At 38.8% G+C, this 15,753-nt stretch carries 12 protein-coding genes; 6 read left to right on the forward strand and 6 right to left on the reverse strand.

Annotated features, from left to right (window positions below; translation table 11 throughout):
- Nucleotides 1-3 precede the first annotated feature (3 nt).
- Nucleotides 4-630: a TetR/AcrR family transcriptional regulator gene (locus ACZ48L_RS02045; RefSeq protein WP_025790348.1), complete on the reverse strand. Its 627-nt coding sequence runs from the start codon at nt 628-630 to the stop codon at nt 4-6.
- A gap of 143 nt (nt 631-773) precedes the next feature.
- Here ACZ48L_RS02045 and ACZ48L_RS02050 point away from each other — a divergent pair, with 143 nt between their 5' ends.
- On the forward strand, nt 774-3,062 hold the full coding sequence (locus tag ACZ48L_RS02050; protein ID WP_025790347.1) for an NADP-dependent malic enzyme: 2,289 nt from the start codon (nt 774-776) through the stop codon (nt 3,060-3,062).
- A 588-nt stretch (nt 3,063-3,650) separates the two neighbouring features.
- Here ACZ48L_RS02050 and ACZ48L_RS02055 read toward each other — a convergent pair.
- From ACZ48L_RS02055 to ACZ48L_RS02065, 3 genes are read right to left on the reverse strand one after another with little or no spacing between them, the layout of a single operon-like run.
- Entirely contained in the window at nt 3,651-4,616 is a 966-nt protein-coding gene (locus ACZ48L_RS02055; protein WP_025790346.1) for an N-acetylmuramoyl-L-alanine amidase-like domain-containing protein, read from the reverse strand.
- A 26-nt stretch (nt 4,617-4,642) separates the two neighbouring features.
- Complete coding sequence (locus ACZ48L_RS02060; RefSeq protein WP_025790344.1) at nt 4,643-5,884, reverse strand: DUF4421 domain-containing protein; 1,242 nt, start codon at nt 5,882-5,884, stop codon at nt 4,643-4,645.
- A gap of 39 nt (nt 5,885-5,923) precedes the next feature.
- Nucleotides 5,924-6,907, reverse strand: coding sequence for a Gfo/Idh/MocA family protein (locus ACZ48L_RS02065; RefSeq protein WP_025790343.1), 984 nt, complete (start codon nt 6,905-6,907; stop codon nt 5,924-5,926).
- A gap of 101 nt (nt 6,908-7,008) precedes the next feature.
- Between ACZ48L_RS02065 and yihA the strand changes: the two genes are divergently transcribed.
- The 3 genes from yihA (at nt 7,009) to ACZ48L_RS02080 (ending at nt 10,439) form a co-directional block, all read left to right on the forward strand.
- Nucleotides 7,009-7,608 (forward strand): ribosome biogenesis GTP-binding protein YihA/YsxC, encoded by a 600-nt coding sequence (gene yihA / locus ACZ48L_RS02070; protein WP_025790341.1) that lies wholly within the window; start codon nt 7,009-7,011, stop codon nt 7,606-7,608.
- Nucleotides 7,609-7,610: 2 nt separating this feature from the next.
- Nucleotides 7,611-9,401, forward strand: a complete 1,791-nt coding sequence (locus tag ACZ48L_RS02075; protein ID WP_278567565.1) for an ABC-F family ATP-binding cassette domain-containing protein — start codon at nt 7,611-7,613, stop codon at nt 9,399-9,401.
- 111 nt (nt 9,402-9,512) lie between these two features.
- Nucleotides 9,513-10,439, forward strand: a complete 927-nt coding sequence (locus ACZ48L_RS02080) for an IS982 family transposase (protein WP_006045714.1) — start codon at nt 9,513-9,515, stop codon at nt 10,437-10,439.
- Between the two features lie 38 nt (nt 10,440-10,477).
- Here ACZ48L_RS02080 and ACZ48L_RS02085 read toward each other — a convergent pair whose 3' ends face one another.
- Complete coding sequence (locus ACZ48L_RS02085; RefSeq protein WP_314695197.1) at nt 10,478-10,882, reverse strand: hypothetical protein; 405 nt, start codon at nt 10,880-10,882, stop codon at nt 10,478-10,480.
- 651 nt (nt 10,883-11,533) lie between these two features.
- Between ACZ48L_RS02085 and lepA the strand changes: the two genes are divergently transcribed.
- Both lepA and ACZ48L_RS02095 read left to right on the forward strand, forming a co-directional pair.
- A complete protein-coding gene (gene lepA / locus ACZ48L_RS02090; protein ID WP_008822589.1) occupies nt 11,534-13,315 on the forward strand; it encodes a translation elongation factor 4 in 1,782 nt (593 codons plus the stop codon).
- 25 nt (nt 13,316-13,340) lie between these two features.
- Complete coding sequence (locus ACZ48L_RS02095; protein ID WP_008822590.1) at nt 13,341-13,940, forward strand: Crp/Fnr family transcriptional regulator; 600 nt, start codon at nt 13,341-13,343, stop codon at nt 13,938-13,940.
- A gap of 148 nt (nt 13,941-14,088) precedes the next feature.
- On the opposite strand, the gene ACZ48L_RS02100 is transcribed toward ACZ48L_RS02095, so the two are convergent.
- Nucleotides 14,089-15,753, reverse strand: coding sequence for an AMP-binding protein (locus ACZ48L_RS02100; RefSeq protein ID WP_025791217.1), 1,665 nt, complete (start codon nt 15,751-15,753; stop codon nt 14,089-14,091).

The raw sequence follows: 15,753 nt of genomic DNA on the forward strand, positions 1-15,753 counted from the left end.
TAGTTATAAAATATTAATAGCTTCATCCAGCATCTTCAATCCCTTAGGAGTACAAATGCCACGAACAAACAATATTATAGACGTTTTAAAAAGCTCCTTTATGTCATACGTTTTATATAGACAGCCTTTCATTACTTCACGACCAGCAGCACTCGACAGCTCTCTTATTATATCATAGTTTATATTAGGAAGAAAATAGCCTTCTTCCACTCCACGCCTCATAAAAGCTTTAGCATCTATATCATGTTGCTGGTGCTGTTTATCAATATATGACAGAAGTCTCGGATATTTTCTTATATCTTCAAAGAATAAGGGACTCATTCTGCTAAGCTCTTTCATCCGAAGTCTATAGAATTCCAAAATAATTGAAATCACATTTGCTCCAGACTTATCAAAATTCTGCATACTTTGATGTTCTTTCTCACTATTGTGTTGAAGCACACCTAAAAGAAGAACTTCCTTATTATCATATATTTCGTATAGAGTTCGTTTTGATATTCTCAGATTATTGGAAATATCATCCATTCTAACCTGCCTAATCCCATGCCGATAGAATAAAACCGTTGCAACCTGCAAGATCTTTTCTTTCAAATTCTGACGATAAACATTTTCTATTGTGGTATTCTGCATCAAAATCTAATTTTGCCGCAAAATTACAAAAAACTTCCATAATGACATTCGTTTTAGAGTAGATTTTACTAACTTTGTGCTTCAAACAAGAATATTTATAATTACGAATACACATTATAATAACATAAAGTAAAAGATTCATTATGGTCAAGGTAACAAAAGAAGCAGCTCTTGAATATCATCATAACGGCCGTCCAGGCAAAATCGAAGTAAAACCAACAAAACCATATAGCACACAAACTGATTTAAGTCTGGCTTATTCTCCTGGTGTAGCTTTTCCATGTTTAGAAATTCAACAGAATCCAGATGATGTATATAAATATACTGATAAAGGAAACCTCGTTGCAGTAATCAGTAACGGTACTGCCGTTCTTGGACTGGGAAATATCGGAGCAATGAGTGGAAAACCTGTTATGGAAGGTAAAGGGTTACTCTTCAAAATTTATGGTGGTATTGATGTCTTTGACATAGAAGTAGCTGAAGAAGACCCTGACAAATTCTGTGAAGCTGTAGAAAAAATAGCCCCAACCTTTGGAGGTATCAACCTTGAAGATATCAAAGCACCTCAGTGCTTTGCCATCGAAGAACGGCTAAAGAAAACTCTGGATATACCCGTAATGCACGATGACCAGCACGGAACAGCAATCATATCAGCTGCTGGTTTAAAGAATGCCTTAGAGGTTGCAGGAAAAGATATTAAAGATGTAAAGTTAGTTGTGAATGGTGCCGGTGCAGCTGCAATCTCATGCACGAAGATGTATGTAGCATTGGGGCTAAAGAAAGAAAACATCGTAATGCTTGATTCAAAAGGAGTCATTACTTCTGATAGAGAAAATCTTACGCCACAAAAAGCTCTCTTTGCCACAGATCGACATGACATCCATACATTAGAAGAGGCCATCAAGGGTGCCGATGTTTTCGTTGGTCTTTCAAAAGGGAATATTCTTTCACAGGATATGGTTCGTTCCATGAATGAGAATCCTATTGTATTTGCTCTAGCAAACCCTGTTCCTGAGATTTCATATGACGATGCTATTGCTGCACGTCCTGATGTTATTATGTCTACTGGACGTTCTGACTATCCAAACCAGATCAACAATGTAATTGGTTTCCCATATATCTTCCGTGGCGCACTGGATGTACATGCCAAGGCCATCAATGAGGAAATGAAAATGGCAGCAGTCTTAGCTATTGCCGATTTAGCTAAACAGACAGTACCAGATGTCGTAAATGAGGTTTATCATGTCAATGACCTTACTTTTGGACCTAAGTACTTTATCCCCAAACCTGTCGACCCACGCCTAATTACAGAGGTTAGTGCTGCCGTTGCAAAAGCAGCAATGGAGAGCGGCGTAGCCCGTACTCCAATCAAAGATTTCGAAGACTACAAAGAACGCCTGCGCCAAATGTTAGGACAGGAGACGAAGCTAACTCGCACACTGCATGCCACAGCTGCACAGCATCCACGGCGTATTGTCTTTGCAGAAGGTGGACATCAGACCATGATGAAAGCTGCAGTACAGGCAAAGCAAGAAGGTATCTGTGAGCCTATCCTTCTGGGTAACCCAGACCGTCTGAACCGTGTAGCAAACCGTCTAAAGCTTGATATCTCTGATATTGAAGTTATCGACATGCGTGCAGATAAGGAACAAGGACGCCGTGCTACCTATGCTAAGCACCTCGCAGAGAAGCGTTCTCGCGAAGGTTATACCTTTGAGGAGGCATATGACAAGATGTATGAACGTAACTACTTCGGCATGTCTATGGTTGAAAACGGCGATGCAGACGCTTTCATCACAGGACTTTACACTAAATACAGCAATACTATAAAGGTTGCAAAGGATGTTATCGGTATCCGCCCAGAATATAATCACTTCGGAACAATGCATATTCTGAATACGAAGAAGGGCGTATTCTATATAGCAGACACGTTGATCAACCGTCACCCTGACGGCGATGTACTTGCAGATGTAGCACGTTTAGCTGCCCATTCTGTCAAATTCTTCAATGATGAACCTGTAATTGCAATGCTCTCCTACTCTAACTTCGGTTCAGATAAGGAAGGATCTCCACAGAAAGTACACACTGCCGTGGAGAAATTGCAGGAGGAATGCCCAGAATTGGCTATAGACGGTGAGATGCAAGTTAACTTTGCACTGAATAAAGAGCTACGCGATGAGAAGTTCCCATTTACCCGTCTCAAAGGAAAGGACGTAAATACACTTATATTCCCAGACCTTTCATCCGCCAATAGTGGTTACAAACTTCTGCAGGCACTTAGCCCAGAGACAGAAGTGATTGGTCCTATTCAGATGGGTCTCAATAAGCCTATCCACTTTACTGACTTTGAATGTTCTGTTCGAGACATTGTAAACATCACAGCAGTAGCTGCTATTGATGCTTATGTTGAGAAGGTAAAAAACAAGAAATAAACGGTTTTTCCCGATAGGAAACAAAGGAGATAAACACTCTTTCGGAGTTGTTTGTCTCCTTTTTCTATGCCAATACAGAACACAACATAACACTTAACACGAAAAAGAATCATACATAGAGTTCCTCATTCCTAAACACCTAATACCTGATTCTATATATTTCCATTTTCTTTCCATACCGTCTACCCTGCTTTCCTATAGGATCTGATTCTGTTTTTCATAGGACTCTCTATTACTTTTCATAGGACTATATATTATTATCTAAACGTGATAATTAATTATCTAAGTGTGATAAACAATTATCTAAGTGTGATAAATAATTATCACGCTTAGATAACATAATAATCTCCGCACAAAAGAAATACGAAGTACCTACTAAAATAAAACGGAATACGGAAAAACAAAAGAGGATACATAGAGAATTGTTTGTTCTCTATGTATCCTCATAATCTTATTTCCAATAATATAGAATCCTCTCTTAGCACAGAGAGGGAACTAACTTACCTACGCTACATCTCTCCAAATAGGCGTTATAACAGTGTAAGTTAGCCGTAAAACAATTGTTTTAATATAAGGTATTATTACGCATTACAGAATTCTCGCGACACGAATCCCAATATTGGAAGCACGCGAAAGCATATAATCATAAAACGTTTCAGAAGGCTCAACAACCTGATTACCATTCCTTCGCAAACTGGAAGCATTCATAAGATGGAGTCCATCCTTATGCCAAACAGCAAAACCGAGATGCGTTGTGTCGAGCTCCCGCTTATTAGTTACTATCGCAATGATATCCCCGTCATGTATAATATTGCGGAGTAACGGACTTCTCAGTTGTCCTATTGGAATATACTTAACTTGGGTCCCGTTCGTTTTATCCTCTAATGCTTTGATTTCTTCCACCCGTTCGGGATTACCCTTTAGCATGTCATACGCCTTTGCATTGAGACTCATATAGTTAATCTTCAACGTCTGTAGAGCCGTGAATGGCGGATCAGGCTCATTGATTTCACGGACCAATCCTTTCTGCTCATTGTCCTGCAGCCACCAATGGAAATAATGTAATCGATTGGTATAGCTCATCTTCCCACCACGATAACGGATAACCTCGAGCGTATGAACATAATCTGAGAAACGTGTAAGACCTTGCTCTATACAGAGAACAAGTGCTGTCACTGTCTCGACATACGTAGTACAATCCAATTCATGCAGGTTAATGACAAGACGCTCTTCATCATTACGGTCTAATGTATGCGCTACATAAGGGACACCGAGGAAATGGCGAGCAACACGCAAAATAAGTTGCTCATGAGAGAGTGTCTTCTTTTGCGGTACATACTCTTTAAGTATTTGCACAACGAGTGCACTATCCCCCTTAGTATAAGTATCAATATACGAAGGTAAAGTATCAATAGGAACCACAAGAGAATCACGTCTTGCCATTGCTATAGAGTCAGCCTCGCTATACTCGTTCATATTACGTTCTGCCTTAGCTCCGCATGCCGACAAAGCTAAAAGAGCTAAACCAATAAAAAAATACTTCTGTTTCATCATTTACCTTAATAGTTCCTACCCTATTATCAAGTCTGATCTTCCTTCCAAGCAGAATGTGGTTGGGCCTTATTTTTCTTTCTTCCAAAATTAAAACCGCAATAGATATTTACGCTTCCGAAGAAGTTATTCGTTGAAAACTTACTTCTATGATAATTATAAGCATGGAATATCCCACTCATTCCAGCATACCATTTACTATTATTCCATACCAGTCCAAAACGCCCGATTCCGTCAATATTTATATTATTGAACTTGAATTCACTGAGAGAGAAACTGCGATGTGTTGCTCCACCAGTACTTCTTTTATAAGCAAGTGCTACGGAAAGCGACCCCGCCAACAGCCAATTGCGTGCAAACACCCAATTATAGGCATATCCTCCACTGACAGAGACATCCGTATACTTAACCTGACCTATCATCAGCGTACTATCTATTGGTGTTCTGGAAAGCTGACTCCCCATACGGTCTGCAAGAGCTTTGGTTAGGTTATCCCAGTCAACTTCCAATGTATGACGCGTATAACCAATTCCCAACAATGGGCTTCCTGCAGAACGTCGTTGGATTGTGCTCTGACTAAAAGCTGCTGGATAAGAAAACTTGCGATGATTAAAGATGTAATAAAGATTAAAGCCTTTTATCGTAGACATTAGTCCTCCAAACGGCATACCTCGAACATTCTCCGTTGAAACATTCTTTCCAAGGTCAAGTTGCCTTATCTTATAATCATTACCTGTCTTACGATAATAAATATCAAGTCCAGCCATTGAACTATACAAGCTCAGATCATATTCCTGCCGTGGATTATTTTCATGATGCCAAAAATCCAAATGTTTAATATCAAGTGTATAACCTAGAAATATCCAGCGCCATCCAACATAAGGTCCTATACGAATTGTAGCCTCTGGTGCAAATGTGATTCCCTGACCACTGGCATTACTTAACCTATATACCTCATATGTATTTGTATTTTGGACCATAACCGTAAAATTATACTTTTGCGGTTCAATGTAGGTTGTATCAATCTCATTAAACTTATGAGACACACGCTTTTCTTTATTCTGCTGCCGTTTAAATGAACGCGAAATAGTGTCTATACGCATCCAACGTACAGAATCAAACACTTGCTTGATTGGCTGAACCATCTCGCTATCCTGAACAATTTTCTGCCCAACAGATATATCCGATTCTGACGAGGCATAAGTATTCACTCCTCCTTCTATAATAAAGAAGAAGATAAGACATAAACAGTGGTTGAACATTAGCTTCATGTAAATTGCTAAATGGATATCTATCCCCCTTCCGAGGGTTTATATTTTACCAAGAATACGATCCATCACCCAATTGGTTGGGGTGGCACTGATGCTTGTACAGTCACAAGCTCCAAAACCTTGCATGTCCTCAATAACGGACTTGATTATAGGTAATTGTACATAAGGAGGGTTTGCCACCTCAATATTCTTCACACCTTCACTAGTACAAAGATGAATTGGCTCGTACGTATAGACAGAGAAAGCCAAACGACCTTTCGAACCATAAATCTCTATACGGTCCTCACGGGCACTTTCATGTGCTGCAAAACACCAAGCGCCACTACCTGTCAAACCATTCTCAAAACGGAAAACTGCGTTCACAGTATCCTCTACATTATACAGTCCTGCACGGTTAGCTTTGTATCCGTGAGCTTTCACAATAACTCCAAAAAAGTTCTGAAGTAAATCAAGCTGATGGGGAGCTAAATCATAGAAATAGCCACCACCAGAGATATTTGATTGTAAACGCCATGGCAACTGTTCGTTTTGTTTATAGTCTAGGTCGCGAGGTGGAACAGCAAAACGCACCTGTACTGTAAGAACCTTACCAATATCACCTTTCTCTATTATCTCTTTTACCTTTTTGAAATATGGCAAATAACGCCGGTAATAGGCTACAAAACACGAGACGCCAGTCTCTTCTGATATACGATTAATACGTACGCAGTCTTCATATGACGCAGCTAAAGGCTTCTCTATATAACAAGGCTTACCAGCTCTCATTGCCATTATAGCAAAAGTAGCATGGGCTGATGGTGGTGTTGCTATATAAACAGCATTAACATCTGGGTCATCTACTAATTCTTGTGCATCAGTATACCACTTACGAATACCATGACGTTCAGCATAAGAACGGGCTTTAAGTTCGCTGCGACTGAATACCGCAACAACCTTAGAGCCCATAATCTCGTTGAAAGCAGGTCCTGATTTCTTCTCCGTGACCTCCCCACAACCAATAAATCCCCAGTTAATCTGCTTCATTTACACCTTGTTTTCCTGCAAAATTACAAAAAAACTATTAACTACCAATCCTCACCTCCTTTCTTTTTAGTAACTTTGCAATAAATAAGTAAACCCTAAAGATGATTATAAAGAAGTCAGAATTTACTATTTCGTCACCAAATGTAACGAAATGTCCAGAGGATACAAAGGCTGAGTATGCATTTATTGGCCGGTCAAATGTAGGAAAATCTAGTTTAATTAATATGTTATGTAACCATAAAGGGTTAGCAAAGACATCTGCAAAGCCTGGCAAGACATTACTTATTAATCACTTTATGATCAACAATGAGTGGTATCTGGTAGACTTACCTGGCTATGGATACGCCAAAAGTTCAAAGACAGTTCGTAATAAACTGGAACAAATGATTGCACAGTACATTCTCCAACGTAAACAGCTGGTAAATGTTTTTGTTCTGATTGACATAAGACATGAACAACAAAAGATTGATCGTGAGTTTGTTGATTGGCTGGGGGAAAGTAATGTTCCTTTTTCTATTATCTTCACCAAAGCAGATAAACTGTCACCAGCAAAAGCAAAATCAAATGCGTTATTATGGATGAAGAAGTTGGAAGATAGATGGGAGAATCTTCCACCTTACTTCATTACATCCGCTGAACAAAAGATGGGTAAAGACGAAGTACTGGACTATATTGAGCAGATAAACGAGACATTAGTGTAATTATGGCACAAATACCATATCTTGATGTGCAGAACCTAACTAAGAGTTTCGGTGCTCAGGTTCTCTTTAAAGACATATCCTTTTCTATTGCAGAGGGACAACATATAGGTCTTGTAGCACAAAACGGCACCGGAAAGTCTACTCTCCTCTCTATCCTTACAGGAAGGGAAAGTTACGATAGTGGAAATATCATCTATCGGAATGACCTTCGAGTAGGCATGTTAGAACAAAATCCAAAGTTCGACCCGAAGGAAAGTGTGCTTGACGCATGCTTCAATCATGAAGGTAACCCTAACAGAATTTTAAAAGCTAAGCAGATCTTAACCATGCTGAAGATAAATGATTTAGATCAGCCTATGGAACAGCTTAGCGGAGGACAACAGAAAAGAGTTGCATTAGCAAACGTACTCATATTAGAGCCTGACTTCCTAATACTAGACGAACCTACCAATCATCTTGACTTAGAGATGATAGAATGGTTAGAAGGATACTTATCCCGTGGAAATAAAACAATCTTTATGGTCACTCACGACCGCTATTTCCTTGATAATGTTTGCAATACTATCTTAGAATTAGACAATAAGACTATCTACACATACCGAGGGAATTATTCATATTATTTAGAGAAAAGACAGGAGCGTATTGACAATACTCGAGCAGAAATAGCACGCGCCAATAACCTCTATCGTACGGAATTAGAATGGATGCGAAGAATGCCACAGGCTCGTGGACACAAGGCCCGCTATCGTGAAGAAGCTTTCTACGAGCTACAAGCAAAAGCAAAACAAAGAATTGAAGAGAGACAAATCCGATTAAAATCCTCAACAGTATATATTGGCAGTAAGATATTTGAATGTCAATATGTCTCAAAGAAGTTCGATGATAAAGTTATTTTGAAAGATTTCTATTATAACTTTTCACGTTTTGAGAAGATGGGAATTGTCGGTAACAACGGTACTGGAAAATCCACTTTTATTAAGATGCTATTGGGCAAGGTAACACCTGACAGTGGCAAATTCGACATAGGAGACACCGTACGTTTTGGCTATTTCTCGCAAGAAGGCTTAAAATTTCACGAGGACCAAAAGGTAATTGATATCATTACCGATATAGCAGACTACATTGATTTAGGAGGTGGAAAGCACATGACTGCATCCCAATTCCTCAACTTCTTCCTTTTCTCACCAGAAGAACAACATAATTATGTATATAAACTCTCTGGTGGCGAAAAAAGAAAGCTCTATTTATGCACCGTTTTGATGCAAAACCCAAACTTTCTTGTTTTGGATGAGCCCACCAATGACCTTGATATCCAAACATTACAAATATTAGAGGAGTACCTGCAGGACTTCCCTGGATGTGTCATTGTTGTGTCTCATGACCGTTATTTCATGGATAAAGTTATTGACCATCTATTAGTGTTCAAAGGAGAAGGAGAGGTAAAGGACTTCCCTGGGAACTACACACAATACCGGGATTTCCAAAAGATGAAATCTAAAGAAGAGGCGCAACAAACGCCTATCAGGAAAAGTAACGCTGCAGAAGAGAATACAAAGAAAGACTATCATAACAACACAAAGCGTAAAATGTCTTTCAAAGAGAAACGCGAATATGAACAACTGACAGAAAGAATCAGCCAATTGGAAGAGGAAAAGAATAATATAGAGGGACTACTTTGCTCTGGAACACTTTCAATAGAAGAACTGACAGAGAAAAGCAAACGACTACCTCTTTTAAAAGAAGAACTGGATGAGTTGGAATTTCGTTGGTTAGAACTATCCGAATTAACCTAGGATTATTAATACGCGAGTTCGGGATAAGAAAAGGCTTGAAAAAGTTGGTAATCTCGTCAAAAATTCGTATCTTTATAGGTGAAAATCAATAGATTACAAGATTTTTGAACGATGATTACCAAGGACAAAGTTACTGAAATTTTCTGTATAATCGACGAGTTTGATAAGAATTTGAGTGCCGAATTAGCGAAAAACCTGCGTCTACCGTCCCATAACAGTGACGGCAAACGCTACCGAAACCGCAAGGGCAGACTCTCGGAAAGTGAGATTATGACCATTTTGGTATGCTATCATTTCGGCGCATATCGCAATTTCAAGGAGTATTATTTGAATTGGGTCAAAGGGGTGATGCGTCAGGATTTTCCCGACGCGGTTTCCTATAACCGCTTCGTTGAACTCATGCCAAGAGTGTTCTTTAAGATGATGCTGTTCATGAAGCTCTATGCCTTCGGCAAGTGTACGGGTATAACATTCGTTGACAGCACAATGATACCCGTATGTCACAATGTACGACGATATTACAACAAAGTCTTTGCCGGCCTCGCCAAGGACGGAAAGGGTACCATGGGCTGGTGTCATGGATTCAAGCTGCACCTGCTATGCAATGATTCTGGTGAAGTGATAACGTTCTGTCTTACAGGAGCAAATGTGGATGACAGAGATAGCAGGGTATGGACGGTATTTGCAAAGGTCTTATTTGGGAAGATCTTTGCTGATAGAGGGTACATCAAGCAGGAACTCTTTGATAGTCTGTTCAGTCAAGGTATCCAACTCGTTCATGGGCTCAAGGCTAAGATGAAGAACAAACTGATGCCTATGTGGGACAAGATTATGCTGAGGAAAAGATACATTATCGAGTGCATTAACGAACTACTCAAGAACAAAGCCAACCTTGTTCACTCAAGACACCGCTCGATACACAACTTTATCATGAACTTGTGTTCTGCCCTTACAGCATACTGCTTCTTTGAGAACAAGCCAGAGGCACTGCCAGTGTATGTGGAAAAATCAAGGCAGTTGGAACTTTTTTCATACTAAACTTATCCCGAACTCAAGTATTAATGATTCTATGAAGATTAATCGCCAAAGTCTTTTGGGGTATATGTCATATCAATCAATACTTCCGTTGGTTTCTTGCCAGAATGGTAAGTATATCGAAAATTAAACCCTGCGTCTTTGTACACCTTTGTTCCTGGATCAGCCCTCAATGCTTCACAAAGAGCTTTACGCAGCTTCCCTTTTTGAGAAGCTATAGCGTGTTTATTATCAGCATCGCCAATAAGACTATGATAATAATGAATCGTCCATGTGGAGCGTTCAAAAACCATACTATCAAGTCGTGTATTATCTACTACCGGTGTGGGGCATTTCTTTTCAGTATACTCTTTGCATTCTTCTGCAGCTCTATCCTCAAGGGTACGGTGACATGCCGCAAAGATAGATATAACTACCACAAAATAAAAAAAACGTCTTATAGCCATATTGCGTTACTTTCTTGCTGATATATTATTATATAGAGGACCAAATATCACTAATTCTCCCTCTGCTATTATCCCTGCAAAGTTATTAAAAAATAAGTGAGTCTGTGATAAAGTATACTCACTATTTTATAAAATAAATTTCCACTTGTTTTTTCATAGGCCCTCTTTTACATTCTAAAAGAGCCCCTTTTGCATGGTAAAAGATGCCCTTTTGAACTGTAAAAGACGCCCTTTTACATCACAAAACATGCCCTTTTACAAGTCCATTTGTAACCTTCTGGTCTTTAGACTATTACAAGCCCCCTTTAAAACTACATTTATTCATTTCAGCTTATACCATCACCCCTCCTCTTGTAAGTATATTTTACTATTAAACATGCCCATTATTTTATATTCCCCTCCTCTATCCCCCCCACCAAACAGTACGAATTTCATCGCAGATCAGTATTTATAAATTACAACTTGATTTGAGTTGAACAACGAAGTAAGATACTTATCTCATTCTATAAGTATCGCATACAATATCAAAATTATATCATATTTCTAGAACTTTAATCTCCTCTTCACACAAAAAATAGAGAAAAACTCTTTTTAATCTGCTCACTTCTCAATATTTATATTTATATTTGCAGTTTAAATACGCACTATTTAATGGATCATATAAGAAATTTTTGCATCATTGCCCACATTGACCATGGCAAATCAACCTTGGCAGACCGCCTGTTGGAATATACCCAGACGATAAAGATTACGGAAGGGCAGATGCTCGATGATATGGATTTGGAGCGAGAGCGTGGCATCACTATTAAAAGCCATGCTATCCAGATGGAATATGTATCTAACAAAGAAAAGTATATTCTCAACTTGATAGATACTCCTGGACATGTGGACTTCTCCTATGAGGTATCACGTAGTATTGCAGCTTGTGAAGGCGCCCTACTAATCGTAGATGCAACGCAAGGAGTCCAAGCACAGACGATTTCTAACCTTTACATGGCTATAGATCACAATTTAGAGATTATACCTGTAATCAATAAAATAGATATGCCTAACGCCATGCCAGAAGAGGTTGAAGATGAAATTGTCGACCTTATTGGATGTGACCCTGAGGATATTATCAGAGCCAGCGGTAAAACAGGAGAAGGTGTTCCTGAGATATTGGAGGCGATTGTGAAGCGTATACCTGCACCTAAAGGAGATATAAATGCACCACTTCAAGCATTAATTTTCGACTCTATATTCAACTCTTTCCGAGGCATTATTACACTTTGTAAAGTAGAGAATGGGGTTATTAAGAAAGGCGATAAAGTAAAGTTTGTACAGACGGGCATGGAATATACTGCTGATGAAGTTGGAGTCTTGAAGATGGATATGGTCCCTTCAAAACAACTTTCAACAGGAGAAGTAGGCTACATCATCTCTGGAATTAAGAATGCAACAGAAGTAAAAGTTGGAGATACCGTCACACATATAGAGAATCCATGCAAGAATGCCATTGAAGGATTCCAAGAAGTAAAACCTATGGTGTTTGCTGGTGTTTATCCAATTGACCCAAATGATTACGAAAATCTTCGTGCATCATTGGAAAAGTTACAGCTTAATGACGCTTCTCTTACCTTCCAGCCAGAAAGTTCTCAGGCTTTAGGCTTCGGCTTTCGATGTGGTTTCTTAGGGTTATTGCACATGGAAATCATACAAGAGAGATTGGATCGTGAGTTTAACATGGATGTAATAACGACTGTCCCGAACGTCAGCTATATGGTCTATGATAAGCAAGGCAATGTAAAGGAAGTACACAATCCTTCAGGATTGCCCGACCAGACAATGATTGACCATATTGAGGAGCCTTACATCAAAGCCTCTATCATAACATCTAGTGAATATATTGGTCCTATCATGACCCTTTGTCTTGATAAACGTGGCGAATTAGTAAGCCAGAATTATGTTAGTGGTAATCGTTTGGAACTCATATTCATGATACCATTAGGAGAAATCGTAATAGACTTCTATGATAAATTGAAGAGCATTTCCAAGGGATATGCGTCCTTTGACTATCATATAGACTCTTTCCGACCATCTAAATTGGCAAAGCTTGACATTCTATTAAATGGAGAACCTGTTGATGCACTTTCCACTTTGACACATGAAAGCAATGCTGTTGTCTTCGGAAGGAGAATGTGTGAAAAGCTTAAAGACTTAATACCCCGTCAACAATTTGATATTGCTATTCAAGCTGCTATCGGGGCAAAGATTGTTGCAAGAGAGACTGTTAAGCAGGTTCGTAAAGATGTTACTGCAAAATGTTATGGAGGTGACATTAGCCGTAAGCGCAAACTTTTGGAGAAACAGAAGAAAGGAAAGAAACGAATGAAACAGATAGGTAACGTACAAGTACCACAGAAAGCTTTTCTTGCGGTGCTTAAGTTAGACTAGACATCATAAAAGAAAGGAAAGGAAAATGAAAGAATTAGCAAATGATACTCGCGATATAGCACGTGAATTAGCACGCAAATATAGCACGATGACTCATGATGAGTTGGATGTACTTGAGAGTATTCTTGTACCAATGAAGTTCTCTAAAGGAGAAATGATTCTCAACGAAGGAGAGATTTGTCGAAATATCTATTATATAGAAAAAGGACTCATTCGTCAGTTTTATTTTAAAAATGGCAAACAAATTACAGAACATTTAGGAGAAGACCACAGCATTATGATGTGCATTGAAAGCCTTTTCCGTGAAGAGCCAACGAAACTGCAAGTAGAAGCACTAGAGCCAACTTTGGCTTTTGCTATACCCAAGCAGAAACTTGAACAAGTTGCATTACACAATGTAAATATACAGATTCTATACCGTAAAATTCTCGAAGAGAGTCTTATCATTTCACAAGTACACGCTGATCTCGTACGTTTTGAGACAGCACAGGCTCGATATAAAAGGATGTGTAAACTTTATCCACAAGTAATATTACGTGCTCCATTAGTATATATAGCGAGCTACTTACAAATGACACCTGAGACGTTAAGCCGTGTTCGTTCATCCACTTTGCTTGACGATTGAACCAGAAACAGTAAATTTCACAATATCAATGAAATAAAACTGCAACATTAATAGACAAATAAAGGGTCAGAACTATTAAAGTCCTGACCCTTTATTTATCCAAAATATAACTCAAACAAACTATAAAAATATTTCATTACATTCATTATCACTCTGTATAAAGGAACCGTTTGATAGACTTCTTAGGAGTCTTCTCAAATTCTTCTTCTTGAATCCTTATCTCAGAAACCTTACAATATGCAGGAATGATCTCGTTCAATTGCCTACGATTCTCTTCCATTATATTCTTTATATTTTCAGCGTTCAAACCCAAATTCTGTGCTTCGTCATAATCTGGATGTACCAGTCCTATCAATTTATCACCACTTTGAATAATAAGACACTCATTAACTAAAGGCAAAGAATTAAGTTTATCTTCTATCTCCTCAGGGTATATGTTCTGCCCATTACTCCCAAGCAACATATTCTTTGATCGACCTTTAATGAAAACATTCCCATCTGAGTCCATCAAACCAAGGTCACCAGTATGGAACCAACCATCTTTATCAATTGCCTGCTGAGTTGCTTCTTCATTCTTATAGTACCCAAGAAGCACATTTGGGCCCTTGGTAAGAATTTCTCCTGGGATGTTTTGAGGATCTGAACTATCAATACGTACTTCTTGATGTAATGCAGCCTGCCCACAAGAGCCCTTGACAAACGTATGCCAGTCACGATAACAGATAATAGGGCCACATTCTGTAGCACCATAGCCTACTGTGTATGGAAAGTCTATATGACGAAGGAAACTTTCAATTTCCCCATTAAGAGCAGCACCGCCAATAATAATCTCATATAAATTCCCTCCAAAAGCCTGATAAACCTGTTCACGTATTTTCTCCCTAACCTTCTTATTAATAACTGGCATATTAAGTAAAATCCGCATACGATTATTCTGAATTTTAGGAAATACCTTCTTACGGATAATCTTTTCTATTACCAATGGAACAGCAATCATTATAATAGGCTTAACTTCTTGAAGAGCTTGCGAAATAATAGCAGGGGACGGTATCCTAGTAAGATAATAGATATGAACTCCTGAAAGAAATTCATAAAGAAATTCAAATGCCATTCCATACATATGAGCCATAGGAAGTATACTTATTACATTACTCCCAGGCTTGACAACATCCCCTAGAACGTGTTTGGCAAAATCCGAATTACTCCATAAGGAACGATAAGGAAGCATCACACCTTTAGAACGTCCTGTTGTACCACTTGTATAATTAATCAGTGCAAGTTCATCTGGACTTTGTTCATGATAATAATGTACATGTTCAGGACGGAAGAACTTGGGGAAACGTCGCCCAAACTCTTCATTGAGATGCTCTCGTGCATATGTAAGTTTATCTGTACGACTAAGAACCAAAGAATAATCAGGTATATAGATAATACCTTCCAATCCTAGCATCTTAGTTGCATCTATCTGAGTAGCAACGACATCACCTACGAATAAAAGCTTCGCATCAGAGTGATTAACTATATTATGAATCTGCTCAGGTGTAAACTCATGCAATATAGGTACTGCGACAGCGCCGTAAGTCAGGATAGCCAAAAAAGAAGCTGCCCAAGAAGCAGAGTTACGGCCACAAATAGCTATCTTATCACCTTTCTCCACTCCACTGGCTTCAAACATTATATGGAGTTTCTCTATCTTTCTTGCTACATCATGATACTGAAGAGTCTTACCCTTATAGTCTGTAAGAGCATCCAGATCCCAATAATCTATAATGCTCTTCTCAATTAACTCATTAAAACTTGGGATATGTTCCAT

The sequence above is a fragment of the Prevotella histicola genome (assembly GCF_055385135.1).